Consider the following 23,347-nt stretch of genomic DNA (forward strand, 5'->3'; position numbering starts at 1 on the left):
TTTGAACATACTGTCGAACTGTCAAACTATCAGTTCATCATTTTTTTCATATACTGTCAACACTATTCTAAAGAATAACTGCGTCAAGATCAAAAATGTAATCAAACCGACAAAAAACCTTTGGTTGATAGGTGTGCCGGCATTTGTGATAATAATTAAAACGGTTCATCCCGTTAATGCGGCGATGAATAGACTAGTATAAAATAGGAGGCTTTTTCATTGAAGGGAATTATTACTGTACTGGGAAAAGACAAAGTAGGAATTATCGCCAGAGTCTGTACATACCTTGCTGAGCACAATCTGAACATTCTGGATATTTCCCAGACGATTGTTCAGGACTATTTTAACATGATGATGATTGTCGACATTTCTGCGCCGAGCAAGTCTTTTGAGGAGATCGTCCTGGACCTGCAGCAGGTTGGTGAGGATATCGGGGTAGAGATCAAGCTCCAGCATGAGGATATCTTCAACATTATGCACCGCATCTAGCAGCCAAAGGAGACGAAGACAATGATATCACGTGTTGAAGTTCAGGAAACGAATCAGATGATCCGGGAAATGAATCTGGATGTCCGCACCATTACAATGGGAATCAGCCTGATGGACTGCTCGCATACCGATATGCGCGTGTTCAACCAGAATGTATATGATAAAATCACCCGCTCCGCCGAGAAGCTCGTCAAGACCGGTGAGGATCTGGAGCGCCAGTTCGGCGTGCCGATCGTCAACAAACGTATTTCCGTAACTCCGATCTCCATTGCAGCAGGCGCTGTACATACAGATTCCTATGTGCCGGTTGCAGAAATTCTGGACAAGGCCGCCAAAGAGGTTGGTGTTAACTTTATCGGCGGATTCTCCGCACTCGTGCAGAAGGGCTGCACCAAAGGCGACCGCATCCTGATTGACAGCATCCCTGAAGCACTGGCTGTAACCGAACGGGTCTGCTCCTCCGTCAACGTGGGCTCGTCGCGGAGCGGGATCAACATGGATGCCGTCAAGCTGATGGGCGACATTATTCTGCAGACTGCTGAGCGCACCAAGGACCGCGACTCGATCGGCTGCGCCAAGCTGGTAGTGTTCTGCAACGCGGTCGAGGATAACCCGTTCATGGCCGGAGCCTTTCACGGGGTCGGCGAGCGTGAATGTGTCATTAACGTCGGTGTCAGCGGACCCGGTGTAATCAAGCGGGCACTGGAGGAAGTAAAGGGACAGGATTTTGAAACGCTCTGCGAGACCATCAAGCGGACGGCCTTCAAGGTAACCCGGGTCGGGCAGCTCGTCGCCCAGGAGGCTTCCAAGCGCCTCGGCGTGCCATTTGGCATCATTGACCTGTCGCTGGCGCCTACGCCGCTGATCGGGGATTCCATCGCCGAGATTTTCCAGGTCATGGGCCTGGAGGAGGCCGGGGCTCCGGGCACTACAGCGGCGCTTGCCATCCTTAACGACAATGTCAAAAAAGGCGGCGTCATGGCCTCCTCCTATGTCGGCGGACTAAGCGGCGCCTTCATCCCTGTCAGTGAGGACCACGGGATGATCCAGGCCGTACAGCGCGGAGCACTGACGCTGGAGAAGCTGGAAGCGATGACCTGTGTCTGCTCGGTCGGCCTTGATATGATCGCCATTCCGGGCAGTACCAGCAAGGAAACCATCTCCGGCATTATCGCTGATGAAGCGGCGATCGGCATGGTCAACAATAAGACAACCGCTGTCCGTGTGATTCCGGTCATCGGCAAGGAAGTCGGCGAGATGGTCGAATTCGGCGGCCTGCTCGGCTACGCTCCGGTCATGGCCGTCAATCCGTTCAACTGTGCCGGGTTCGTTAACCGCGGCGGCCGGATTCCTGCCCCGATCCACAGCTTCAAGAACTAAAGCTCAGGCCAAAAAGCGCCGCCCCCCTAGAAATAGGCGGGCGGCGCTTTTATGATGTGTGCGTTAAGCGGGTTGCAGAGGCTGCCGGCAATCCTGTCAAAGTTGTCAGCGTTTGCGTTACCCGACGGGTAAGGGCAGAATATGGCCCAGCTTTTCCGGTCCCATAATCAGATACAGGCTCTGGATCTGTTCGCCGCTGCGGTTCAGGGCCAGGCAGAGCACAGCTTTGACCTCCCCTTGCTGTCTATAGACCAGATTGGGCTCACCGTTAATGCTTTCGATGGCAGCCTCCCAGCTTCTCATCCGGTTAAGCACTCTGCGCGAGGTGAGCAGCGCGAGCACGCCCTTGCGGCCAATCATCGGCCGGAGGATGGTATGAACCTCCCGCCCGCCGCCGTCAGCCACAAGTACAGGCTGCTCGGCCAGCAGCGCCAGCATCCCGCTTACATCATGCGCGGTGAAGGCGGCCGTGAACCGTTGAAGCAGCCCTCTGCGGGCCTGCTCCGGTGGTGGCGTGAGCGCCTCTGCCGCCGGTGCCGCCTGCAGCGTACGCTTCACACGGCTGAAGATCTGCCGGCAGTTGCTCTCGGTTTTGCCGGTCATCCCGGCAATCGCCTCATAATCATATTGATACGCTTCGCGGAGGACAAACACCGCTCTTTCAACCGGCGACAGCTTCTCCAGCAGAACAAGGAAGGCAATGGAGAGCGTATCCTTCCGCTCAGCCGCCGCTTCGGGACCGTCGCAGAGCTCGCTTACCGGCTCGGGCAGCCATTCTCCGATGTAAGTCTCCCTGCGGGCATGAGCGGAATTCAGCAGGTTGAGGCAGCGGTTGGTGATGCTTTTGGCGATATAGGCCTTGATGTTATCAATATCGTTCCGCTCACGATGCTGAAGGTCGGCGAAGCAGTCCTGGACCGCGTCCTCCGCATCCGCCACTGTCCCCAGCATACGGTAGGCGATCGAGAAGGCATATTTTTTATAGGTAACATACAGCTCTCCGAAATCAGCCTGCTTCTCCAACGCCTTCCGTTCCTCCGTTTGCGCCAATATTCTCTGCTCTGGCCCTGCCGTCCTGCTGTCGCGTGCATTTAACACATGCTGTCCCCCCGCTCCTTCTATTTAGAACAAGCCCGGATACATGCCTGTTGAAATCGCAATCCGGTTCCAGCTGTTAATCATGTTGATGCTCATGATCCAGTCGACGTACTCCTCTTCGCTGACGAATTCACGCACCCTGTCATAAACGGCCTGCGGAACGCCGCCGTGGCTGATGTGGGTAACAGTCTCGGCAAGCTCCAGCACTGCTTTTTCCTTCTCCGTAAAAATGGGCGCCTCACGCCTCACGCTGACCAGAACCAGCTTATCCTGATAATCTCCCAGCTTCAGCAGATCCTTGGCATGCATATCCAGACAGAAGGCACAGCCGTTAATCTGTGACACTCTAATTTTAACCAGCTCGGTAAGCACCTTGTCCAGTCCGCGTCCGCCCGTATGCTGCTCCATAGTCATCATGGCCCGGAATGCGGGCGCGTTAACCTGTCTGTAATTAAATCTCAAGCTCATTTTCGATCGCCTCCAAAAGTGTTGTTCAATAATGGAGACAAAGCAGACAGCAGATGTGTGACAAATCCGGCTAAAAAAGATTTACCGCACCGTTATGCTGCAGAAGATCCCTGCTGTAAAAAGCTTCTGCCTTAAGCGCGATCCCGCTTGCTCTTGCGGATCGTAATCATCCGCCAGCCTGTCAGCAGCGCCGATACCAGACAAATCGCGGAGGAGGTCATGAACACAACATGCATTCCCGAGAGGAAAATATCCGGCCGGCCGGCAACCAGTCCGGTTACCCGGTATCCGGCCTTGCTGCTCATCACGTTGAACAGGATCGAGGTGGCAATTGTAATCCCGACCACCATCCCGACGTTGCGGACCAGCGAATTGACACTGCCGGCCGAGCCGAGCTGGGTGCGAGGCACCTTGCTCATGATCAGCGAGTTGTTCGGCGACTGGAACAGTCCGCTGCCGACCCCGAGCATGGCAATCCACAGTCCGACCAGGATGACGGAGCTTCCTTCATGCAGCCGGGCCAGTCCAAACTGGGCGATCACCATTACAATCAGGCCGGCAAAGGTCAGGAATTCGGAGCCGATCCTGTCGGAGAGCGCCCCGCTGAGCGGTGCGATAATTACCATCGAAATCGGGAAGAGCATCAGCAGGAACCCGGCATAGAACGGCGACAGGCCCAGCATATTTTGCGCATAGAACGGTGAGATGATATTAAAGCAGAAGTTAGCGACAAAGACCAGAAAGGCACACAGGATACTTAGTGAAAATAAAGTGTTTTTAAAAAGCGACAGCTGCAGCAGAGGAGCAGAGCTGCGCAGCTCGACCATCAGAAAAACAGCAAAGGAGACGGCAGCGGCAGCAAGCGCCGCAATAATCCGGCCGTCGCTGTACCCGAACTGCTGGCCCAGCAGCAGGCCGGCGAACAGCGTAATGATAAAAAAGGCGAACAGCAGGCTGCCCGGGAGATCGATTTTGGATTTTACCCGGATCAGATCCTTCGGCAGCACCTTGGTTCCCAGCACAATCGCAATCAGGCCAATCGGTACGTTGACCCAGAAAATATATTCCCAGCCCAGCGTAGATACAATAATGCCGCCCAGACTCGGACCGGCGATGCTGCCCAGTGACACAAAGGTGCCGATCAGACCCAACGCCTTGCCGCGTTCATTAGCCGGGAAAATATCGGTAACAATCCCCTGGCTGTTCGCCATCGTCATTGAAGCGCCAACCGCCTGGATGACCCGGGAGACAATAAGAAACGGGAGATTGGTACCGAGGCCGCAGAGTAAAGAGCCGACGATGAATACGACCGTTCCGATTCTGAAAATCCTGATTTTGCCGGCTATATCGCCCAGCTTGCCGAAGAACAGAATGACAGCGCAGATGGCCATTAAATAACCGGTTGTGACCCATTCGACCTGGGCTACAGGCAGATTGAGCTGCTTTACCAGCACTGGCAGAGCAATATTAACAATGCTCCCGTCCAGTGTAGACATAAATGTAAACAGATTAAGAACGATCAGAATGACCCAGCGTTTCTTCTGAATCGCCTCATCCTCCTGATAGGTTGCAGGAATTGAACTCATGAACGAACACCCTCTTGCCTTAATTTTCAGTTTTAGTTGCGCCCGCAACAATCTGATCCGCATTACCCAGTCTACAGCAGTTTAGTTGCGTACGCAACAAGTTTACGGTAAACTTTTGGCAAGGGCGGAATTCTGCCAGGAATGTTCTGCCGCATTAATCCAAAGAGGTGTCCGTAGTGAAAAAAGAACCCGTCGGCAAGCTGATCGCCTATCTTCAGCGCCAGAATACCAAAATATTAAGCAGGGAGCTGCAGCCCTACGGGCTTGGCAGCGGCGGGCAGCACAGCTTCCTCAAGCTGATTCTCGGCAATCCCGGCATTACCCAGGACCAGATGACAAATGAAATGAAATTCGATAAAGCGACCACAGCCCGTTCGGTCAAGCACCTGGAGCAGCTGGGATACATTGAACGGCAGCCCGATCCCAGGGACCGGCGTTCGTCCCACCTGTACCCGACCGCCAAGGCACTGGCGTTTGCCCCTGAATTCCAGTCGATATTGGACGGGCATAATACCAAAATGACCGCCGATCTGACCGGAGAAGAGGCTGATACACTTGTACTTTTGCTCCAAAAGGTCATACGGAGCACCGAAAAGCTGCTGTAGCGGATTATGCCTCTATTCGACCGGCCGGCCGGAATCGAGGACATATGTGCCTCTCATTTCACTCATTCGGCCCGCCGGGACGGAATCAGAGGCATTTTTCCCTCTAAAATCTAACTCTGCTCACATCAGGCTGATGCCGTCCAGTAAAAAATCCCAGGTCTCGTTATCCCCTGCCCGGTTCGGGATGCTGAGCGAGCAGATGCCAGGGTAGCCCCACCCGTTATTGACCACGCTTTCCAGCCCGTCTACCCCGTTCACAACCAGGATCACAAAAGCTCCGCCCGTCAAAGGCCTAAGCACCTGCTGAAGCGCGCCTGCTTCCTCATAGGTGCTGCCCCAGCGGATGAACAAGGTTCTGCGGCTGACGGCCAGCTGGTCCAGCAGATACTGGCTGCGCATCTCGATTTTGTCCTTGAAACCGGGATAGGCCATGCTCCACGCCTGCCCGTCAAGCACCGGGAAATCATGATCCGGTATTACATTGTAATGAAAATCCTTTATAAAATACGATTGAACCGGCATGCCCACTTCGTTCTCCCCATATACATCATTTCCCCCGATTGGCGACATATTCTCTAGCTCCATATAACCTGCAAAACGGCTACTGAGCAGCCGGTTCACATCCGTAAGCGATAATGAAACTACCCAATCAAGCGGTGAGGAAAAGGTTCTGAGCCCCTTTCTGCGCAAATGAGCCGCCGGCTCACAGGATCTGCCAAGGCTGACGATGCAGTCGTATGCCCCTTTGATTTCACTTATATCCATCTGTCCCACCCCGCAAGCCGTTTTTACCCCTATTAAATGCTTTCTCAGGCTGGACGGATTGGATGATCCATCAGGTTTCTTTTGCCCAAACCGCTGAAAACCGTTAAAATGAAATGCAGCGTGAAAATGCATGAAACATCGTTGTAATTCATGAATATTCATAAAAAGGAGTGTCAGCTATGTCTATTGCCAGAGTAAAAGAACATTTCCGCGCCTTTGAACGGGAGCAGGATGTACTGGAGTTCACCACCTCCAGCGCTACCGTGGATATGGCTGCCGCCACCATCGGTGTCATCCCGGCCCGGATCGCCAAAACCTTGTCCTTCCGGGGTTCCGGCGAAAACGCCATTTTGATTGTAGCCGCAGGAGACGCCAGGGTAGATAACAAAAAGTTCAGGGAGACCTTTGCATTTAAACCGCGGATGCTCACTCCGGAGGAGGTTCTGGAGCAAACCGGTCACGAAATCGGCGGTGTCTGCCCGTTTGGTCTGGCCCGGGAGCTGGAGGTTTACCTGGATGTGTCGATGAAGCGGTTCACCACTCTATTCCCTGCCTGCGGCAGCACGAACTCAGCCATTGAACTGACCTGCGGGGAGCTTGCCCAGTATTCGGGCGCAAAAGAATGGGTGGATGTATGCAAAGACTGGTCCGATAACACTGCCGGATCCGGGGATGGGCAGGCTTCATGAATATAAACAGAGTCAAAGACCGTTCCGGGTCCAAGCAGGCGAAGAGCCGTTTCCCGCTGTCCCTTCTCTGCCTTACCCTTGGCGCTTTTGCAATCGGCATGACCGAGTTCATCATTATGGGACTGCTCCCCAATGTCGCCAGTGATCTTGGGGTGAGCATTCCACAAGCCGGCCAGCTGATCACCAGCTATGCGCTTGGAGTTGCCATCGGTGCGCCTATCCTCACCGTGTTCACCCACAAGCTGCCGCAGAAAAAGCTGCTGGTCATCCTGATGTGCATCTTCATCGCAGGCAATGCGGTGTCCGTAATTGCGCCTACCTATTTGCTGCTGATTACTGCACGTGTATTTACTGCTTTTGCACACGGCACATTTCTGGGTGTGGGGACCATTATCGCTGCGAGACTGGTTCAGCCTGACAAGCGCGCCGGTGCTGTATCAGTAGTGCTGGCCGGTCTGACTGTAGCGAATATTATCGGTGTACCGTTCGGAACCTTTATCGGCCAGCAGCTCGGCTGGCGTGCTTCCTTCGGGGCCATTACTGTGCTTGGAATCATTTCATTATTCGGCATCATCCGGTTTATTCCGGTCATTGTCCAGCAGGAAACCGCGAACCTGCGTGAACAGGTGCGGGGCCTCTTTAATCCGCAGGTGCTGCTGATTCTGCTCACCGGCGCCCTCGGGTGCGGAAGCCTGTTCTCGCTGTTCACGTACATTACGCCAATGCTGCAGGGGATTACGGGCTTTGCCGAGCAGAGTGTGACCTGGATTCTGGTTTTGTTCGGGGTGGGTGTCACGCTGGGCAATATTGTAGGAGGCAAGCTGGCAGACTGGAAGCTGATGCCTTCACTGATGGTTAACTTTGCTGTGCTGGCAGTTGTCATTTCTCTGCTGACCTTAACCCTCCAGCATCCTGTACTGGCGGTTGTTAACATCTTCCTCTGGGGCATTGCCGCGTTCGGCATTATGCCCGGTATCCAGCTGCGGATTATGAATCTGGCACACAAAGCCCCGCTGTTAGCCACAACCTCCAGCCACTCTGCGCTCAATCTGGGCAATGCGGCGGGGGCCTATCTAGGCGGAGCTGCGATCAGCTCTTTCGGCTTAACGTCAATCCCCTGGCTGTCCGCAGTCCTGGCCGTGATGGCTCTGGCCGGTGCCTGGTTCAGCTTTGTCTCAACCAGAGGCAAGACTTCTGCTTCACCCAAGAGCGAAGTCCCAGCTGCATAGTTGTATCGGTTGCTTAACAGCCTCAGTTGCAAAGCTCTATTATAAAAAAGGCCGGAATCTCCTTAGTAGAGGTTCCGGCCTTTTGGATTGGGAGCTGCATTGGAGAATGACAGCTCTTCACTGGCAGCTCAGCGAACAGGAAGATGTTCATCTGGGTCCGTTAGCACGGTGTGTGGTGGTGCTGGGTCAGTGTCGGATCAACGTCGAGGCAACGGAGGGACTGTGCCGGGCAGCATCAGGGCAAAGTCGGGTCAATGCCAGGACAGTGCCAGGACAGTGCCAGGACAGTGCCAAGACAGTGCCAGACCGGCGTCGGACAGTAGCGGTGCAGTAGTGGCCGTTTTTGCCCTGCTCACTACTTTTCATTTGCCCGCACCGCCGCCCGCAGCCGCTGCCACTTCTTGTGTAATCCGTTCCCCGCCCATGCTCTTCCATTCCTGCACGAACTCATCGAAAGCGCTCAGCGGCTTCTCGCCGACGATGATGTTCAGAAAGGTCTCGCTCTCCAGAGTCTGCAGCTTCGGCCATAGCCCCTGCATACCGGGGGTGCTGCCGTAGTAGACACTGTGCACCTCTTCAATGGCCGTCGAAGTCAGGACGGCCGCCCCGTATTTATATGCGTTGGTGGCCTTCCAGCCTTCGAGGTTCTTCTTGGGCTGCTCTTCTTCGGCGATCCAGCGGTCATAGAGCAGCCTGCTGTCCGGGTCGAGCTGCTGCGGATCGATCTTGCCGTGCAGCGCCTGCTGCACATCAGTATAGTGCTGCTCAATCGCCCCGCTGTAATCGATCAGCAGGTCGAACGGATAATAGGCGCGCGGCTGGATGCCGGTCTCCGACGAGAAGTCGTCGAGCGCTTTGACCTCAGCGCTGTTCGGGTCGCGCCGTCTTTCCAGCCGGGTAAATACGTTCAGCAGCTTCACCACCGCCTCGGGGTGCCCGTAGCCCTTGCGGACCACCAGATAGCGGTCCGTCGGCGCCGCCATGTGGGCAACGAACTTGCCGCTTGAGTCCAGCGGAGCCGCAAAAGCCCGCCACTCCGCCCGGGTATCGGCGGCCACCGCCTCCGACAGCGGGTAGTACGGCATCCACCACGGGCCGAAGAACATGCCTGACTGCCCCGCGATGATCGGCTCCTGGGTCTCTTTGTAGAGAGCAAAGCCCGGATCAATCAGCCCGCGCTTATACCAGTCGGCGAGCTTGCCGAGGGCAGCCTTCGTTTCGGGTGTAATCGATCCGTATACAATGGAGCCTCTGCTGTCTTTAATCCAGTTGGTCGGAAAGGAATGGAATGCACTGAATACGGCATCCAGCCCGTTAATATGCGGCTTCGCCCCGTAGACGATATTTTTGTAGGCGCTGAGTCCGGTGGTATCACGCTTGCCGTTGCCGTCAGGGTCCTGTTGGGTGAACGCTTTGGCTATCCGCTCAATATCCTCGAAGGTGGCAGGTGCCGGCAGCTCCAGCCGGTCCAGCCAGTCCTGGCGGACCCACAGCAGCATCGGGGAATCGGCATGGATAGCCACATTCGGCAGGCCGTACAGCCTGCCGCCGCGTGAGGCATCCGCCAGGGCACGACCTCCGGTTGAAGCATACATCTCTTTGATCAGCTCGGAGCCGTACTGTCCAAAGACATCTGTCAGATCGGCAATCATTCCGCTGTCGATCAGCTTTTTCAGCTGGTCCCGGTCAACGACCATCGCATCCGGCAGGTCGTTGCTGTCAATCGCGAGCTGTGCTTTTTGTGTATACGGGTCTTCGCCCTTTGCCTCCCAGGCGTGTGTGACCCTGATATTCGTCTGGCTCTCCAGATAGCGGGAGATCGGATTGTTATCGTTGCTGTCCCCGTTGTTCAGCCGGGCATCAGGCACCTTGAAGCCGATCCGCATCGCAACCGGCTGCTCATATCTGCTGTAAGCGGCGGCTTCGGCAGTCTCCGTCACCGGCGACTCGGCGGCTGGAGCCGGAGAGTTGCCGCTGCAGCCCTGCAGCATGAGCACCGCCAGTACAATAAGCATGAACCCTAAGCTCTGTTTCATAGCCCCATCCTTTCTGCGCGGCAGCACCTGGCAGCCGGTCATCCCTAACGGGGGCGGACTGAAGCAGGTGCATAGCCCTGCCTCACAGCTTCGCCCCTTGGGAACGGTATTCGCTTGGCAGCCGGCCGACCCGCTCCCGGAACAGCCTGCTGAAGTAACGGTCATCCTCAAAGCCTGACCGGCAGGCGATCTCATGCACCGGATGAGCAGTCTCAAGCAGCAGCGCTTTGGCCAGCTCCAGCCGCATGCCGCGCAGCACCTCACCGAAGCTTTCACCTGCAAAGCGGGCAAAGCACTGGCTGAAGTACCCCCGGCTCATATTAATATGGGCGGCTACATCGCCCTGGTTGATTTTGAGGCCGGCGTTCTGCTTCATGTACAGAACGGCGCGGATCAGGCAGAACATCACCTCTTTGCTCAGTCCGAGCTCGATCGTCCGCCGCTGCACATGCCCGGCGAACTGCCGGAGCCACTGCTTCCAGCTGCTCCAGCTCATGTTGCTGCCGCTTGCGGCTTCCAGCTCAGCCGCCTCGCCAATGCTGAGCAGCAGCGGACTCCAGCTTTTCAGCAGCGCGCTGCCGAAGGCGGCTACCGCTTCAGGATCAGGCTGCAACCGCAGCACCTCGGCTGTGAAGCTCTCCCAGTCCTCCCGCTCAAGCGTCCATCTGAGCTGATGAGCCGCTGACGGCAGCACCGGGTCAGCTGTCATCCCGGCAGACGGCTCCGCTGCCAGCGCAAGCTCCGCGTACTCAAGCCGCGGGGGCTTCTCCGCGCCGCCGTAATAGAACAGCGCTTGGCGCGCTGCCTTGCCCAGCACCTGCTCCAGCTCCCGGCACGGCCTGCCCTGCAGCCCGCTGACCAGCGCCGCCTGCCAGCGACCGTCCGGCAGGGTATCCAGCTCCCGCTGGATTTCATCGCCGGACAGCCGTCCCTGGAGCGGCAGAATCCACTGCCCCTTCAGGGTAATCAGCGGCTGATTCTTCGCCTTGGGAAGCTGGAACAGCTCCTCTTCGCTCTCCTGCCCCTTCAGCGGCAGCAGAAGCAGCGCCCGGTCGGAAGCCAGGCCGCTGCCTTCCCTGCGGCTGAGCGATTCCCTAGCGCTGTCCTCCCAGCGAATCCGCTCGACCAGCCGGCTGATCGTCTCGTCAGCATTCTCCACCTCAAGCAGTGTTTTGACAATATAATCGACGGCTCCCAGCCGCAAGGCTTCCTGCACATAGTCAAATTCATGATGGCAGGTCAGCACCACGCAGCGGATAGCCGGAAACTGCTGCCTCACCTGCCGGATCAGCTCAAAGCCGGACATGCCGGGCATCGTAATATCCACGAACAGCAAATCAGTCTCCTGTTCACGGAGCAGTGCCAGCGCCGCATTGCCGTCACTGGCTTCACCGGTGATCACCACTCCAAAGGACGCCCAGTCGATCAGCGAAATAAAGCCCTTGCGCACCAGCCGCTCATCATCGACCACAATTGCTTTAATCATCGAAGTCCTCCTTGCTTTTACGGGGAATCGTAATGGTGATGGCTGTCCCCTCACCCTCTCCGCTTTTGATCTGCAGCTCCATCTGTCCGCCGTAATAGATATGCAGCATCCGCATAACATAAGCGAAGCCAATGCCGAGCCCGCGCTTTTTGGCGCTGTCGTCCGACAGCAGCTCTGCAATCTGGGCCTCATTCATCCCGGCACCGTTATCCCGCACGCACAGCCGGATTTCAGCTTCGCTCTGCGCCACGATAATGACATCCACCCGTCCATGGTCGCTGAGCCCGTGGTAGATTGAGTTCTCGACCAACGGCTGGAGCAGAAAACGCGGCACCGCCGCATCAAGAACCCCGTCCTCCGCCTGCACATTGAATTCGAATTCATAATCATAACGGATGCGCTGCAGCTCCATATAATTGCGGATCGCCTCAATCTCTTCCCTAATCGTCACAATAAGGCTCTGCTTGCCCAGATTATAATGCAGCACCTTCACCAGCAGCGTAACCAGCCGGTCGATCTCCTTCTGCCCGTTCAGCCGTGCCAGCCACTGCACCGTATTCAGCGTGTTATGCAAAAAATGCGGGTTAATCTGGCTGAGCAGCTTTTCTATCTCAAACTGGCTTTTCTGCTTCTCATTGCGCGCTACCGCCTGGATCAGCTCGTTGACCTGATCCTTCATCTGCTGGAAATTGCTCAGTACAAAATCAAACTCCTCCACATTCGTAAAAGCAACCGGCGCAGTAACATTCTCGGCCATGCGGATAATTTCCACATTCACCTTGCGCAGCGGACCGTAGATCCGCCTCCAGATCAGCCAGGCCAGCAGGCCGGCGAACAGCAGGGTCGAGAGGGCAAGCAGAATCATTTTGTAGAACCAGGCGTAGATTTCGCTGTTGAACACCGATTTTTGGACAGCAGCCACCAGCTTCCAGCCCTGCGGACTCTCATAGCGGAACAGGTGATAGCCCTCCAGCTCCTCATGGGCCGGACGTCCGCTCAACCCCGCAGCAGCGAGTATCTTGTCAGGCACCTCCCCGTCAACCGCATAGGTCGAGGTCCCCGCCTGATTGACCAGCAGATGGTTCACCGCCATGCCGTAGGCCTGTTCATTAAAAATTTTGCGCAGCAGACTATAGTTCGTCTCCAGGTAAATATACAGCTCATGCTGGCCGCTCACCCGGACAATCCTCTGCTCCGAAAAGACCACATTGTCGCCGACAGCATACATCGTCCCGTGCGGACCAAAGTAATCCGCGCCGTTGTAGCGCATGAAAGCAGGCAGCTTCCCCGTATCGAAGCCCCGCCTCATGCTCATATTGGTGAACAGCACCGGGTCCTTTCCGCCGGGCATAACATAGGCAGTCAATCCGATATAAGGGTTGGTGAAATTGACAAGATTTATCTTTTGGTTGATCGAATTCATAATCTGCGATTTGCGGTAAATCTGCTTTTCCTGCAGAAAAGAGGACATTTCCTCCACAATCTGCCCGTCCAGCGCAAACTGCTTGGAGGCGAAATCCAGATTGTCGATGGCATTCTCCAGGCTGAGCGCTTCCTGGCGCAGGCTTGCGCTGATGCCGCTGCCTATTTTGCCGGACAAAATGGAATAGATAGAGGTGTAGGATACAATTCCGACGATCAGCAGCGGCAGCAGCGTACCGACCAGCAGGTAAATAACCAGTGTTCTCCTTAAGGATTTCACGGCCGGCGCAAAGCTCCCCTTCTTCATTCGGCGCATTCTGCTAGCCCACTTCGCTTTCTGTAAGCGTTTTATCTGATAGGATCAGAATACCAGATTTACCCTGGGTTGAATAGAATAAGGCAGAGCAGCTGCTGCGCCGCCCTGCCTCCTTCTTTATTTACTTCACACTTTTGCGGGCTTCGAACAGCTCCTCCGCTTTTTTAATGGAAAACTCCATTACTTCGGCATAGCCGAGTCCGTTGACCTTATCGTGCATTTCCTTGTTCAGCTTATCGAATTCAGCCTCATTTTTGGCAAATACCATCTTCCAGGACATCTGCTGGATCACGGTGCCGATCTGTTTGTTTTTCTGCTCCAGCGTTTTATCCATCGTCAGCGGCTCTTTACCGGTGAAGCCCTGAGGGGCAACGGCGAGCAGATTATTTTTCTCAAAATATTCCTTCGGCGTCAGCACGCCCATCTTCGCTCTCCAGTCACTGTCCAGCTTGGACGGGTTGCGCTCCAGCGTAGTCTGCCACAGATTGTGGTCATACGGCTCGTTCGTTTCGGGATTGACCATCGCCGGTACCACAAACGAGAAGTTCATCTGGTTCGAGCCGTAGTAGTAGTCCCCGCCGCCATATTCCGCCGGAACCTGGGTGTTCTGCTGGTCCGTGTAGGCCTGCCAGCCAAAATCCGTTACGACCGGCTTGCCGTTTGCGTCGATATCCCAGGTCAGCCCTTTCGGCCCGTTAGGTACAGCCGTTCCGCTGCCTGCCGAGAGCATCGCGCCTTCCGGTGTGTACATCCAGTTCAGAAATTCCATAATCCGCGCCGGTTCCTTGGCCTTGGCACCAATTGCGATAATACCATTACCGCCGTATACGTTGAAGCCCGTTGAATACATCAGTTCATCCTTGAACGGCACCATGGCGAAGCCTTTGCCTTCAGCCGTTCTTTCTGCGGTGTTATAGTTGGCGGCACCAAGCCACGGGAACCAGGAGAACAGCAGGCGGCCGTCTTTATATTTTGCCACTACATCATCAAACTTCTGGGTCAGGGAGTCCGGATCAAGCAGCCCCATCTGGTTGGCCTCGTAGTACAGCTTCAGCGACTTCATATACCAGCTGTCCTCGGACAGGAAATCGTAATATTTCTCTTCATCGGCTTTGACGAAAATTGCCGTCTCCGGAATTTCATCATAGCCCATCATGTTGGCGAACTGCTTCGCCAGCGTCATTTTGTAGTTGCCGTCCCAGTCCGCCCAGAGCGAGAAGGCATAGGTTTTCTTGCCCTGCTCATTTTTTGGCTCCAGCTCCTGCATCTTCTTCAGTACAGGCAGGTAGTCCTCGATCGAGTTGATCTCAGGTGCGCCGATTTGCTGATACAGATCCCAGCGCAGATCCGGCCCCCAGGTCATGTCCTTGCCCTCGGAAGGTCCGGACGGGTTAGTAGCTACACTGTTGCCGATGCCATAAACCGAGCTGCCGCCGCCAAAAGCGACCTTAGCCTTTTCTACTGCCTTCGGAAACTGCTTGGAAATATCGGCGCCGTATTTATCCAGCAGCCCGTCCTGGGTCCAGTCCAGCAGCAGCTTGCCTTTGATCGCATTGGGATAATGGTTTTTATCATCCCCGAAAACAATGATGTCACCCAGATCACCGGAAGCCATCATCGCCGAGATTTTGGTGTCCCCGCCGGTCAGGTTGGAGGCGACGATATCCAGCTCGATATTGAATTTATCCTTGATCACCTTGGCGAACCAGCCGGTCTGCGGCCCGGCATAGTTGGCGGTTGTAGAGAACACGGTCAGCTTCAGCGGCTTGGAATGATCCAGCGCACCGTCATCCGGCGCAGCCGTAGCCTCCGCACCGGCAGTGGCCTCTGCGACAGGCTTTTCCGTGCTTTCTGCCGGTCCTGCGTTGCCCCCGTTATTGTTGCCCCCGCCGCAGGCTGCCAGCACGAATACCATAACCGCGCTCAGCAGGAGGAGCGGCCATCTTTTTAACTTCATACCTGTACCCCCTAATAAAGTTTAATAGACCTATACGTGCATAAAACCGGCTGCGGCCTCCTCAGCCTTTGACCGCGCCGATCATAATGCCTTTTACAAAAAAGCGCTGGAAAAACGGATACACAATCAGAATCGGCAGCACGACAATCATCGTCACCGTCATCCGCACAGAGGTCGGCGTCTGCATATTCTGCACACTGGCCGCCATATCCGGGGAATTGCGGATCAGTGCCGCCAGTGAGCTCGATTCGTTCAGATAGCGCCAGAGCAGAAACTGCAGCGTGAAATATTTGGTTTCCGTCATCAGGAACGCCGTATCGATGAAGGAGTTCCACTGGCTGACCGCCGAAAAAATCGTAATCGTCGCCAGAATCGGCGTCGTCAACGGAACGATAATGCTCCAGAACACCCGCAGATAACCTGCCCCGTCAATGCTGGCTGACTCCTCAAGTGAGGGTGGAATCGCCTCGACAAAGGTTTTGACCAGAATGATGTTAAACGGGGTAATAATCGTCGGCAAAATATACGCCAGATAGTTGTTGGTCAGATGCAGATTGTGCATGGTGATGTACCACGGAATCAGTCCCGCGCTGAAATACATGGTGACGACAATGCTGCGGTACCAGATCTGGCGGCCCCACATCTCCTTTTTGGTGAACAGGTAGCCGAGAAAAGCCGATGCGCCGACGGTCAGCAGCGTACCTGCCACTGTCCGGTAGACGGATACCAGCGCCGCGTGGCTCAGCCCGCTGATCCGCAGTACTTTGGAATAGTTGTCAAAATGAATATCCCGCGGATAAAACTTGATGTAACCCGCCGCGCTGAGATCATTGGAGCTGATGGTATTGATGAACAGGTAGTAGAACGGATACATACAGCTGAGCGTGAACACGCCGAACAGCACGTAGATGATTCCCTGGAACAGGGCATCGCCTGGCTTGAGCTTTTTGCGCAAATGGAATCACCCCTTAAATAATCGATTCGTCCCGCACAACCTTGGACAAAGTATTGGCTGCGAACAGCAGCGCCACGCTGACGACCGATTTCAGCATGCTGACGGCTGTCGCGAACGGAAAATTGTTGGCAAACGCGATATTGTACACGTACAAATCCAGCACCTCAATCGTGTCCTTGTTCATCGCATTCTGAAAAGCGAAGTACTGCTCCATCCCGTTGTTCACAAAATTCCCGATCGAGAGCAGCAGCAGCACGAAGAAGGTGGGGATTAGGCCCGGAACGGTAATATGCCAGATTTTGCGGAACCGGCTGGCCCCGTCCACCTCTGCCGCCTCATACAATTCCTGGTCAATGCCGGCAATCGCCGCCAGATACAGGATCGCCCCCCAGCCAAGCGACTTCCACCAGTACCAGGCAATCATCGTCAGCCACACATGCGAGCTGGAAGCGAGAAAGTTGAAGCCTTCATCCACGAGCCCGAGCTGGACCAGCGCATGGGTCACGACGCCGTTGTCCACGGAGAACAGCGAGAACGCCAGCGCATAGACGAGAATCCAGCTGATAAAATTCGGGATTGTCGTCAGCGTCTGCACCATTTTGCGGTACCAGCCTGCCTTGATCTCTGTCAGCAGAATAGCGAAGATTACCGGAAACACCGAGGTGACCAGCCCGAGTGAGCTCATTGCCACCGTATTTTTCAGCACACGCAGCACTTCTGCGGTCTGGGTCGGATTCTCGACCATTGTCCGGAACCATTTCAGCCCGACATACGGCGTATCCGACAGCGGAATGCCCGGTATGAAATCATAGAAGGCGTAGATCCACCCGCTGACCGGCAGATAATAAAAAATAAAAGTGATCACCAGAAACGGCAGCGCCATCAGGAACAGCTTATATTTGTTCTGTAGCTTCCCGCGGGTCCGGCGGACCGGTTCGGCGCTGTGCAGCAGCTTGCCAGAAGGTACTCCCATGCCTCTATCTCCTATGATCCAGATTTTTGTTTACGCTTCCATCGTAGCAGAAGCCCCGGCTTAACCGGGATAGAGACCAGCCGCCGGTTACGGGAGAGCCGTCCGGAAATTGCGGACCATTTTCGCAGGGAAGTGAACCGTTTTCGCAGGTGAGTGAACATTTCGCAGGGAAGTGGACCGTTTTCGCAGCGGGGGCTTCGCGTATCCTTTAGCACGCAAAAAGGCTCCCCGTTTGTACGGGAAGCCTGACTGAAGACTTTATTAATGAAATACGCCTGCTTTCAATACTAAATTTAGGCAGACTGAATGTATCCGGTCCCACATCTCTATCTCTGCCGATTCGCCGCCGCTGAGCAAATACCCTGCGCACCCGTTAAACTTGGATAGTTCCACCAGACAGCAGCACTCCGGCAGCTAATTGGATATTTGCTGCTTCATTCTACCGATTATCAGCTTTTCTAAACATTAGCTGGAAAATCATCACTTAGATTCACCTATAAAGCCCCATATGGCATGAAAAGAGCAGGATTAAATATCGTTTTTCCAACTAACTTCTCTCCTGCGGCAAGTTTCCCGAAATTAGTTTACCATTTTCCACCTAGTCCGCTCAGCAGACAGCTGTAGAATCGCTCCCGCCACTCAACGAACAACATAGCTGCATTTTGTACAACTAAAACGCCTGATTTTCTAGCCAACGCCCGTTTAAGTGTACTCCGTACAACTATATCGCCGTAAAAAGTCCTTTTTGCCCGCTTCGGCCCGATTTAGTTGTATAATCTGCAGTTATCTGACGCATGTACGCCAGTTGACTATTTTTAGCTGTACCAAATACACTTATTCCGTCAACCAGATGTAAATCGTTAGGCTGGAAGATAACGCTCCCGAGCAACATTACCTTCCTGTGCTGCATTAGCCGGGAAGCGATTCATATGAACAAATATTTCTGTCTCCGCTAAGCGCTGGCAGCCAGGATTTTCGCATCATGCTGTTCGCCCCGCTTATTTCCCGGCCAGTAACTGTTCTGCTACCGCTACACCGCACTGCATACACACGTATCTGCCGCAAGTTACACGTTACCTCCACTGCAGCATACATCAGCAAACCTATCCTTCACTCCGGAAAATATTAGCCGCAGTCCCCTGCACGCCCGGCTTGAACCGGAACAGCCCGCCTGTCAGCGGCCAGCGCTCCAGCTCTTCTTCGCTCATCCCGTTGCGCGCTGTCGTGATGTACAGCTCATCCAGCGCTTCACCGCCGAAGGTACATGAAGTTACATTCAGCGCCGGTACTTCCACTCTGCCGATCTGCTCACCGGTATGGGGATTCCAGCGCGATACACAGCTGCCGCCCCACTGGGCGACCCAGAGCATGCCTTCACGGTCAATTGTCATCCCGTCAGGGACATCCTTGCCTTCTGGCAGATGAATAATTGCCCGGCGGTTATTCGCCTTGCCGGACTCCGGATCATAATCCAGCGCATCCACCGCTCTGGTCACAGAGTCAATATAGTACATGCGGTTGAGACTGTCATCCCAGGCCAGGCCGTTGGAGATGCCGACACCGCTCAGTACCTGCCGGACCGTGCAGTCCCGCTCCATCACATACAGGCTGCCCGCGGAGCGGTCCGGGCCCATGCTCATCGAGCCGAACCACAGTCTCCCGGCGCTGTCACACTTGGCATCATTCAGCCGGTTTCCGGGCAGCTCAGGTTCCACCTCGGCCAGCTGCTCAAGCCGGTCCGGATTGCTGCCGTCATACCGGTAGATGCCTTCCTGAAGCGCCAGAATCCAGCCGCCCGCAGCGTCAGGGACTGCGGCACCGATTCTCTGGGCGAATGTAACCGCCTGCTCCTTGCCTGTCGCCGGATCATAGCTGCGCAGCTGTTTGCCTTCGATATCGACCCAGTACAGCTTGCTGTCTGCATCATTCCAGTGCGGGCCCTCGCCCAGCACTGCCCGTGCATCTAGTACCAGCTCTGCCTGATCAGTCATAATGCCCATCCTCCTAAGCTTCCTTGATGTTAGTTGCTCTCTCCCGTCTATTCTACCTGTGTTCGCCGGGAGAATCCAATATGCGGCCAGATGCCATATGTTTATCTTGGAGCCATAAATAATGCCGGAGTCAGTTCTTCACTTTCAATTATAAGAGCGGTTAACCCTTTGGCTGTAATGGTTTCATGCCACTCCTCCTTCTGCCAGAACACGGCATCGCCTGCCTGAACTTTGACGTATTCGTCTTTCTCCCCTTTAACTTCACCTTCACCCGCCGTGATGAGAAGAAGCTGCGGGCTTACAGCCTGATGGTATCCAATGATTCCGTTTGCTTTCAGGTACATGCATCCGATATGCGCTGCCTTATCGGTCTGAATGATCCGGGACATTACAAAGGCAGAACCAAATTGCGATATTTCCCGCCCGCACTCTTCACCAAATCTGTATATTTCCATTCTCCCGCTCCTTCAACCGCATTCTATTTCATTACCTTTACCTGCTGCTTCACGATCGCATTCTTCCTCCCGTGCCGGTGCTGCACTGAGCAGAAAGAAGCCCACGCCCATTTTCAGGATAAAAAACAGCTCCCAGCCCTTACCTTCAAATCTCGTCAAATGCCCGGCAAGCGTGTTAAATAGCTTATCTGCCAGCTCATCCAGGGAAAATCCGTCTTTCAGGTTATCAGCTCAAGCAGTTCCTTCTTGGAAATCAATTCTTCTTCCATGCGATCCCCCCTTGCCGTTATCGCAACATAACAATGTTACGCTGTAAATCTGCTCAAGCGTAAGAACCGTTCCGCTCAAAAAAGGAGCAGACAGCTCCGGTAAGAGTTTGTCTGCTCCTTCTAAAAATCAGTCTATAGACTCCCTGCCGTTAAGCGGGAATTACGCCTCTGTCTTACCTTCGTCCGCATCTGCAGCAGCTGCCGGTTCCTCCGCAGCTTCGCCTTCTGCCGGATCTTCATGCACAACCGGCGGCGAAATCCGCACAATCAGTGTGTCTTCCGGTGTCAGTATCTCCCAGCCTTCATGCTTCGGCAGGTCAGATACCAGCAGCTGGTCACCGATTTCAAGATTGCTGATGTCCACTTCAAAGGTCGGTGTCAGCTTATCCGGCAATGTTCTGATGTCCAGCTCGTACAGCTCAATCTGCTGGATGCCGCCAGCTTTTACACCGGCAGGATCGCCTGTGAACTGAAAGGCTACCTTGGTATCCAGCTCCGATTTCATATCAATCTGATGCAGATCAACATGCAGCAGCTTGCGGGAGAGCGGCTGGCGCTGAATTTCTGCAATTACCGCATTTTTGGTACCGGAGTCCGGGAGCTCGACCTTGAGGATCGCCCGGGGGTTTTTGCCGACAATTTCAGTAATGGCCTTGGCATCTGCCGAAAAGGATTGTGTATCTGAACCTGCACCGTAGACGACAACCGGTACAAAGCCTTTGTTCCGCGTTGCGGAAGCCGAGCCGGATCTTTCAGTCAGACGAATTGTAGTATTCATGATATTTCCTCCTAGTAGTTTGGTTAGCTTCAGCTTCCGTGAGTCTCTTCGGACGAAACTCGCTTCGAAAGCGTACGCCAAGTTTAGTGGGCCGCCGGAAAGCATGAATGTCCATGCTGCCGGCTTAGCTGCGTCGAATAGTGCTTTTGTTAATTAAGCTTGCGGATAGAAACAAGGCCTACAGAGCTCAGGCCCGATTAGTCTCTTATTAACCCCGTTTGGCCGCCGGGTAAACATCCTTTTGCTGCCAGACCTCGCTTTTTGTCACTTGGAATAGTAAAATAAAGCCATATTACAAGGCAGGAGTGAAGAATATGGGACAAATTGAACAAGGTGAAGGCCGTTTGTATATTGCCGGTGAAGGAAAAGATCTTGCCGAGATTACATACAGACTGGAAGAGGCTACAGGTAACTGGATTGTTGATCATACCTTTGTCTCGAAAGAGCTGCGCGGTCAAGGTACTGCCGAGAAGCTGGTACGGGAAGTAGTGGAAAAGGCCCGTGAAGCGGGTGTAAAAATTATTCCGGTATGCCCTTATGCCGTCAAGCAGTTCGAACGGCACAAGGAATATTCGGACGTGCTCAGCGGGGACGGAAGCGCATCATAAAGCGGGCCGTTTCCTTGAGGAGCACGCAGATCGCTAAGCGTATTAAGGCTCAACTTGAGGAGGAAACGGATTTGAATTCTACTGACACATTAAAGGACATTGAAGAGCTCCAGCAGCGCTGCGAGCAATATGAGGGAATCTCCCTGAAGCTGAACTGGGATATGCTTCGCCCTACTCCGGACACGGGAGGAACAGAATACCTCGTAACCTACGAGGAGGGGCAGCTGGTCGGCTTCATCGGCCTGTACGGCTTCGGCGGAGATATGGAGGTGTGCGGCATGGTCCGGCCGGGTTTCCGGCGCAGGGGCGTCTTCACCTCTCTATGGCAGCTTGCGCAGGATAACATCCGTAAGCGCAACATCACTACCTTGCTGCTAAATGCCCCGGCGGCCTCGGCATCTGCCGCCGGCTTCCTGAAGACACTGCCGCTTGAGTTCAATCATGCTGAATACCAGATGAAATGGGATTCGGCGGCAACGCTGCAGGGTCCTGGGGAAGCCAGCTCTGCGGCCGGAACGGTTACGCTGCGGCCGGCCCGTGAGGACGAATCCTCAGTCCTCATCCAGTTCGACAGTGCAGGGTTTGATGTGACTGAGGAAGAAGCCGCGGAAATGTTCGAGGAGCAGCGGCATGAAGCGCTTCAGGAGCATATCATCATCGAGCTGAACGGCCGCCCGGCCGGTAAAATGCGGCTCTGGACCGAGAACAACGAGACCTGGATTTACGGCTTCACTGTTGACCAGAAGCTGCGCGGCCTCGGGATCGGACGGAGTGCGCTGCAGCAGACGATAGAACGGGAGAGCCGTAATTACAACGGGGTGAACCTCGAAGTGTCCCTGGACAATCCGAATGCGCTGAAGCTGTACGAAAGCTGCGGCTTTGTCATTCTGAACAGGCAGGATTATTACCGGTACACCGGCTCTATTTAAAACAGGTCAAAGCCCCCTTTCTCCGGCAGATTTGCCGGAGAAAGGGGGCTTTCTTTTTCAGATCAGGCTCTGCCTGTACAGATTACATCAGTCCGAACCCGCCCAGGGCGGCCTCGTTCTTCTCATTTCTGCCTTCTCCCACATTGACATTCCTGTCCGCTGTTCTGTCCTGTTCCAGGAAGACGGAGAGGAGCCGGACATAATCCAGTGATTCCGCAAGCGGCACGCCTGCCCCGTCAAAAATATGCCTCCGGCTGTCCAGCAGCGAGTAGATTTCAATCGTATCCGCCGGCTGCCCGTAAGCCTTATGACAGAACACATTGGCCATGTGCAGGAAACCCGTAATTACATCCTCATTGCCTGATACCATAAATTTCTGAATATTCAGGCAGCGGCCGCTGCGCTGCGAATTCCACGCCAGCTGAAAGATCATTGCCAGCTCGACCTCAAGCTCCGGAACGGGCGTGTGCCACTGCTCATAGAGCATGACAGGAATCTCATGTGTATGATTGACCGGTGCTAGCCGCATCAACTCATCGCCTACCGCCGTTTTTACATCCCAATAATGCATCAGCGACGGAAAAGCGCTGCTCCTCAGCGGCCAGCGCCGCTCCAGCAGGAACTGAATCGGCGTCTCCCGGCGCACCGCAGGCTGCAGGCTGTAGAAATCGTTCAGCGTGTGGCCGATTGCGTATTGTACCTGCTGTCTCCAGCGGGGAAGTCCGGTCGAAGCAGCTCCGCCGGCAAGCGATTCCGCACCGCCCAGCATGATATGCTCCATGCGGAAATCATTCAGCCTGACGTAACGTTCAACCTGCGTTTCCGCTTTTACCGTCTCTATGGTTCCTGCCGCGCCGCCCATG

Annotated in this window: 22 protein-coding genes; 7 read left to right on the plus strand and 15 right to left on the minus strand. The window is 54.7% G+C overall.

The window, feature by feature from the left end; all coding sequences use genetic code 11:
• Positions 1-219: 219 nt before the first annotated feature.
• The gene (locus tag AC4G46_RS20655; RefSeq protein WP_068726290.1) at positions 220-489 is read left to right on the plus strand and encodes an ACT domain-containing protein; all 270 of its coding nucleotides are present in this window, start codon (positions 220-222) and stop codon (positions 487-489) included.
• 24 nt (positions 490-513) lie between these two features.
• Positions 514-1,869: a PFL family protein gene (locus AC4G46_RS20660; protein WP_256704680.1), complete on the plus strand. Its 1,356-nt coding sequence runs from the start codon at positions 514-516 to the stop codon at positions 1,867-1,869.
• A 117-nt stretch (positions 1,870-1,986) separates the two neighbouring features.
• Here AC4G46_RS20660 and AC4G46_RS20665 read toward each other — a convergent pair whose 3' ends face one another.
• The 3 genes from AC4G46_RS20665 to AC4G46_RS20675 all read right to left on the minus strand — a co-directional run bounded on the left by AC4G46_RS20665 (position 1,987) and on the right by AC4G46_RS20675 (position 5,021).
• A complete protein-coding gene (locus AC4G46_RS20665; RefSeq protein ID WP_491128941.1) occupies positions 1,987-2,922 on the minus strand; it encodes a sigma-70 family RNA polymerase sigma factor in 936 nt (311 codons plus the stop codon).
• A gap of 69 nt (positions 2,923-2,991) precedes the next feature.
• The gene (locus AC4G46_RS20670; RefSeq protein WP_491124366.1) at positions 2,992-3,435 is read right to left on the minus strand and encodes a carboxymuconolactone decarboxylase family protein; all 444 of its coding nucleotides are present in this window, start codon (positions 3,433-3,435) and stop codon (positions 2,992-2,994) included.
• Between the two features lie 131 nt (positions 3,436-3,566).
• Positions 3,567-5,021: an MFS transporter gene (locus AC4G46_RS20675; RefSeq protein WP_491124367.1), complete on the minus strand. Its 1,455-nt coding sequence runs from the start codon at positions 5,019-5,021 to the stop codon at positions 3,567-3,569.
• Positions 5,022-5,197: 176 nt separating this feature from the next.
• On the opposite strand from AC4G46_RS20675, the gene AC4G46_RS20680 reads away from it, so the two are divergent.
• Positions 5,198-5,626: a MarR family winged helix-turn-helix transcriptional regulator gene (locus tag AC4G46_RS20680; RefSeq protein WP_491124368.1), complete on the plus strand. Its 429-nt coding sequence runs from the start codon at positions 5,198-5,200 to the stop codon at positions 5,624-5,626.
• Between the two features lie 120 nt (positions 5,627-5,746).
• On the opposite strand, the gene AC4G46_RS20685 is transcribed toward AC4G46_RS20680, so the two are convergent.
• Positions 5,747-6,391, minus strand: coding sequence for a DUF1796 family putative cysteine peptidase (locus tag AC4G46_RS20685; protein WP_491124369.1), 645 nt, complete (start codon positions 6,389-6,391; stop codon positions 5,747-5,749).
• Between the two features lie 179 nt (positions 6,392-6,570).
• Between AC4G46_RS20685 and AC4G46_RS20690 the strand changes: the two genes are divergently transcribed.
• Complete coding sequence (locus tag AC4G46_RS20690) at positions 6,571-7,080, plus strand: YbaK/EbsC family protein (protein WP_491124370.1); 510 nt, start codon at positions 6,571-6,573, stop codon at positions 7,078-7,080.
• A complete protein-coding gene (locus AC4G46_RS20695) occupies positions 7,077-8,309 on the plus strand; it encodes an MFS transporter (RefSeq protein ID WP_491124371.1) in 1,233 nt (410 codons plus the stop codon). The genes AC4G46_RS20690 and AC4G46_RS20695 overlap by 4 nt, the downstream gene beginning before the upstream one ends.
• 362 nt (positions 8,310-8,671) lie before the next feature.
• Here AC4G46_RS20695 and AC4G46_RS20700 read toward each other — a convergent pair whose 3' ends face one another.
• The 10 genes from AC4G46_RS20700 to AC4G46_RS20745 form a co-directional block, all read right to left on the minus strand.
• Entirely contained in the window at positions 8,672-10,345 is a 1,674-nt protein-coding gene (locus AC4G46_RS20700; protein ID WP_491124372.1) for an extracellular solute-binding protein, read from the minus strand.
• A gap of 82 nt (positions 10,346-10,427) precedes the next feature.
• On the minus strand, positions 10,428-11,831 hold the full coding sequence (locus AC4G46_RS20705) for a response regulator transcription factor (protein WP_491124373.1): 1,404 nt from the start codon (positions 11,829-11,831) through the stop codon (positions 10,428-10,430).
• Positions 11,824-13,560, minus strand: a complete 1,737-nt coding sequence (locus tag AC4G46_RS20710; RefSeq protein WP_491124374.1) for a sensor histidine kinase — start codon at positions 13,558-13,560, stop codon at positions 11,824-11,826. Before AC4G46_RS20710 ends, AC4G46_RS20705 begins: the two co-directional genes overlap by 8 nt.
• Positions 13,561-13,690: 130 nt before the next feature.
• A complete protein-coding gene (locus AC4G46_RS20715) occupies positions 13,691-15,526 on the minus strand; it encodes a type 2 periplasmic-binding domain-containing protein (protein WP_491124375.1) in 1,836 nt (611 codons plus the stop codon).
• Between the two features lie 61 nt (positions 15,527-15,587).
• A complete protein-coding gene (locus AC4G46_RS20720) occupies positions 15,588-16,481 on the minus strand; it encodes a carbohydrate ABC transporter permease (RefSeq protein WP_491124376.1) in 894 nt (297 codons plus the stop codon).
• Between the two features lie 13 nt (positions 16,482-16,494).
• A complete protein-coding gene (locus AC4G46_RS20725) occupies positions 16,495-17,454 on the minus strand; it encodes an ABC transporter permease (protein WP_491124377.1) in 960 nt (319 codons plus the stop codon).
• 1,103 nt (positions 17,455-18,557) lie between these two features.
• The gene (locus AC4G46_RS20730) at positions 18,558-19,445 is read right to left on the minus strand and encodes an SMP-30/gluconolactonase/LRE family protein (protein ID WP_491124378.1); all 888 of its coding nucleotides are present in this window, start codon (positions 19,443-19,445) and stop codon (positions 18,558-18,560) included.
• A 101-nt stretch (positions 19,446-19,546) separates the two neighbouring features.
• Positions 19,547-19,900 (minus strand): cupin, encoded by a 354-nt coding sequence (locus AC4G46_RS20735; RefSeq protein WP_491124379.1) that lies wholly within the window; start codon positions 19,898-19,900, stop codon positions 19,547-19,549.
• Positions 19,901-19,912: 12 nt separating this feature from the next.
• Positions 19,913-20,059, minus strand: a complete 147-nt coding sequence (locus AC4G46_RS20740; protein WP_491124380.1) for a hypothetical protein — start codon at positions 20,057-20,059, stop codon at positions 19,913-19,915.
• Positions 20,060-20,329: 270 nt separating this feature from the next.
• Positions 20,330-20,947, minus strand: a complete 618-nt coding sequence (locus AC4G46_RS20745) for a 50S ribosomal protein L25 (RefSeq protein ID WP_491124381.1) — start codon at positions 20,945-20,947, stop codon at positions 20,330-20,332.
• A gap of 314 nt (positions 20,948-21,261) precedes the next feature.
• Here AC4G46_RS20745 and AC4G46_RS20750 point away from each other — a divergent pair, with 314 nt between their 5' ends.
• Together AC4G46_RS20750 and AC4G46_RS20755 are read left to right on the plus strand one after the other, a co-directional pair.
• A complete protein-coding gene (locus AC4G46_RS20750) occupies positions 21,262-21,555 on the plus strand; it encodes a GNAT family N-acetyltransferase (RefSeq protein WP_491124382.1) in 294 nt (97 codons plus the stop codon).
• A 71-nt stretch (positions 21,556-21,626) separates the two neighbouring features.
• Positions 21,627-22,484 (plus strand): GNAT family N-acetyltransferase, encoded by an 858-nt coding sequence (locus AC4G46_RS20755; RefSeq protein WP_491124383.1) that lies wholly within the window; start codon positions 21,627-21,629, stop codon positions 22,482-22,484.
• Between the two features lie 82 nt (positions 22,485-22,566).
• Here the strand turns inward: AC4G46_RS20755 and AC4G46_RS20760 are convergent, their stop codons facing one another.
• The gene (locus AC4G46_RS20760) at positions 22,567-23,346 is read right to left on the minus strand and encodes a hypothetical protein (RefSeq protein ID WP_491124384.1); all 780 of its coding nucleotides are present in this window, start codon (positions 23,344-23,346) and stop codon (positions 22,567-22,569) included.
• Between the last annotated feature and the right edge of the window lies 1 nt (position 23,347).

The sequence above is a fragment of the Paenibacillus sp. fava2 genome (genome assembly GCF_058313675.1).

What these genes read in the sequence shown, in the direction of transcription:
- AC4G46_RS20670 (WP_491124366.1), bottom strand. Translation starts at nt 3,435, where the DNA reads ATGAGCTTGAGATTTAATTACAGACAGGTTAACGCGCCCGCATTCCGG.
- AC4G46_RS20675 (WP_491124367.1), bottom strand. Translation starts at nt 5,021, where the DNA reads ATGAGTTCAATTCCTGCAACCTATCAGGAGGATGAGGCGATTCAGAAG.
- AC4G46_RS20685 (WP_491124369.1), bottom strand. Translation starts at nt 6,391, where the DNA reads ATGGATATAAGTGAAATCAAAGGGGCATACGACTGCATCGTCAGCCTT.
- AC4G46_RS20690 (WP_491124370.1), top strand. Translation starts at nt 6,571, where the DNA reads ATGTCTATTGCCAGAGTAAAAGAACATTTCCGCGCCTTTGAACGGGAG.
- AC4G46_RS20695 (WP_491124371.1), top strand. Translation starts at nt 7,077, where the DNA reads ATGAATATAAACAGAGTCAAAGACCGTTCCGGGTCCAAGCAGGCGAAG.
- AC4G46_RS20700 (WP_491124372.1), bottom strand. Translation starts at nt 10,345, where the DNA reads ATGAAACAGAGCTTAGGGTTCATGCTTATTGTACTGGCGGTGCTCATG.
- AC4G46_RS20705 (WP_491124373.1), bottom strand. Translation starts at nt 11,831, where the DNA reads ATGATTAAAGCAATTGTGGTCGATGATGAGCGGCTGGTGCGCAAGGGC.
- AC4G46_RS20710 (WP_491124374.1), bottom strand. Translation starts at nt 13,560, where the DNA reads ATGAAGAAGGGGAGCTTTGCGCCGGCCGTGAAATCCTTAAGGAGAACA.
- AC4G46_RS20715 (WP_491124375.1), bottom strand. Translation starts at nt 15,526, where the DNA reads ATGAAGTTAAAAAGATGGCCGCTCCTCCTGCTGAGCGCGGTTATGGTA.
- AC4G46_RS20725 (WP_491124377.1), bottom strand. Translation starts at nt 17,454, where the DNA reads ATGGGAGTACCTTCTGGCAAGCTGCTGCACAGCGCCGAACCGGTCCGC.
- AC4G46_RS20730 (WP_491124378.1), bottom strand. Translation starts at nt 19,445, where the DNA reads ATGACTGATCAGGCAGAGCTGGTACTAGATGCACGGGCAGTGCTGGGC.
- AC4G46_RS20735 (WP_491124379.1), bottom strand. Translation starts at nt 19,900, where the DNA reads ATGGAAATATACAGATTTGGTGAAGAGTGCGGGCGGGAAATATCGCAA.
- AC4G46_RS20745 (WP_491124381.1), bottom strand. Translation starts at nt 20,947, where the DNA reads ATGAATACTACAATTCGTCTGACTGAAAGATCCGGCTCGGCTTCCGCA.
- AC4G46_RS20750 (WP_491124382.1), top strand. Translation starts at nt 21,262, where the DNA reads ATGGGACAAATTGAACAAGGTGAAGGCCGTTTGTATATTGCCGGTGAA.
- AC4G46_RS20760 (WP_491124384.1), bottom strand. Translation starts at nt 23,346, where the DNA reads ATGGGCGGCGCGGCAGGAACCATAGAGACGGTAAAAGCGGAAACGCAG.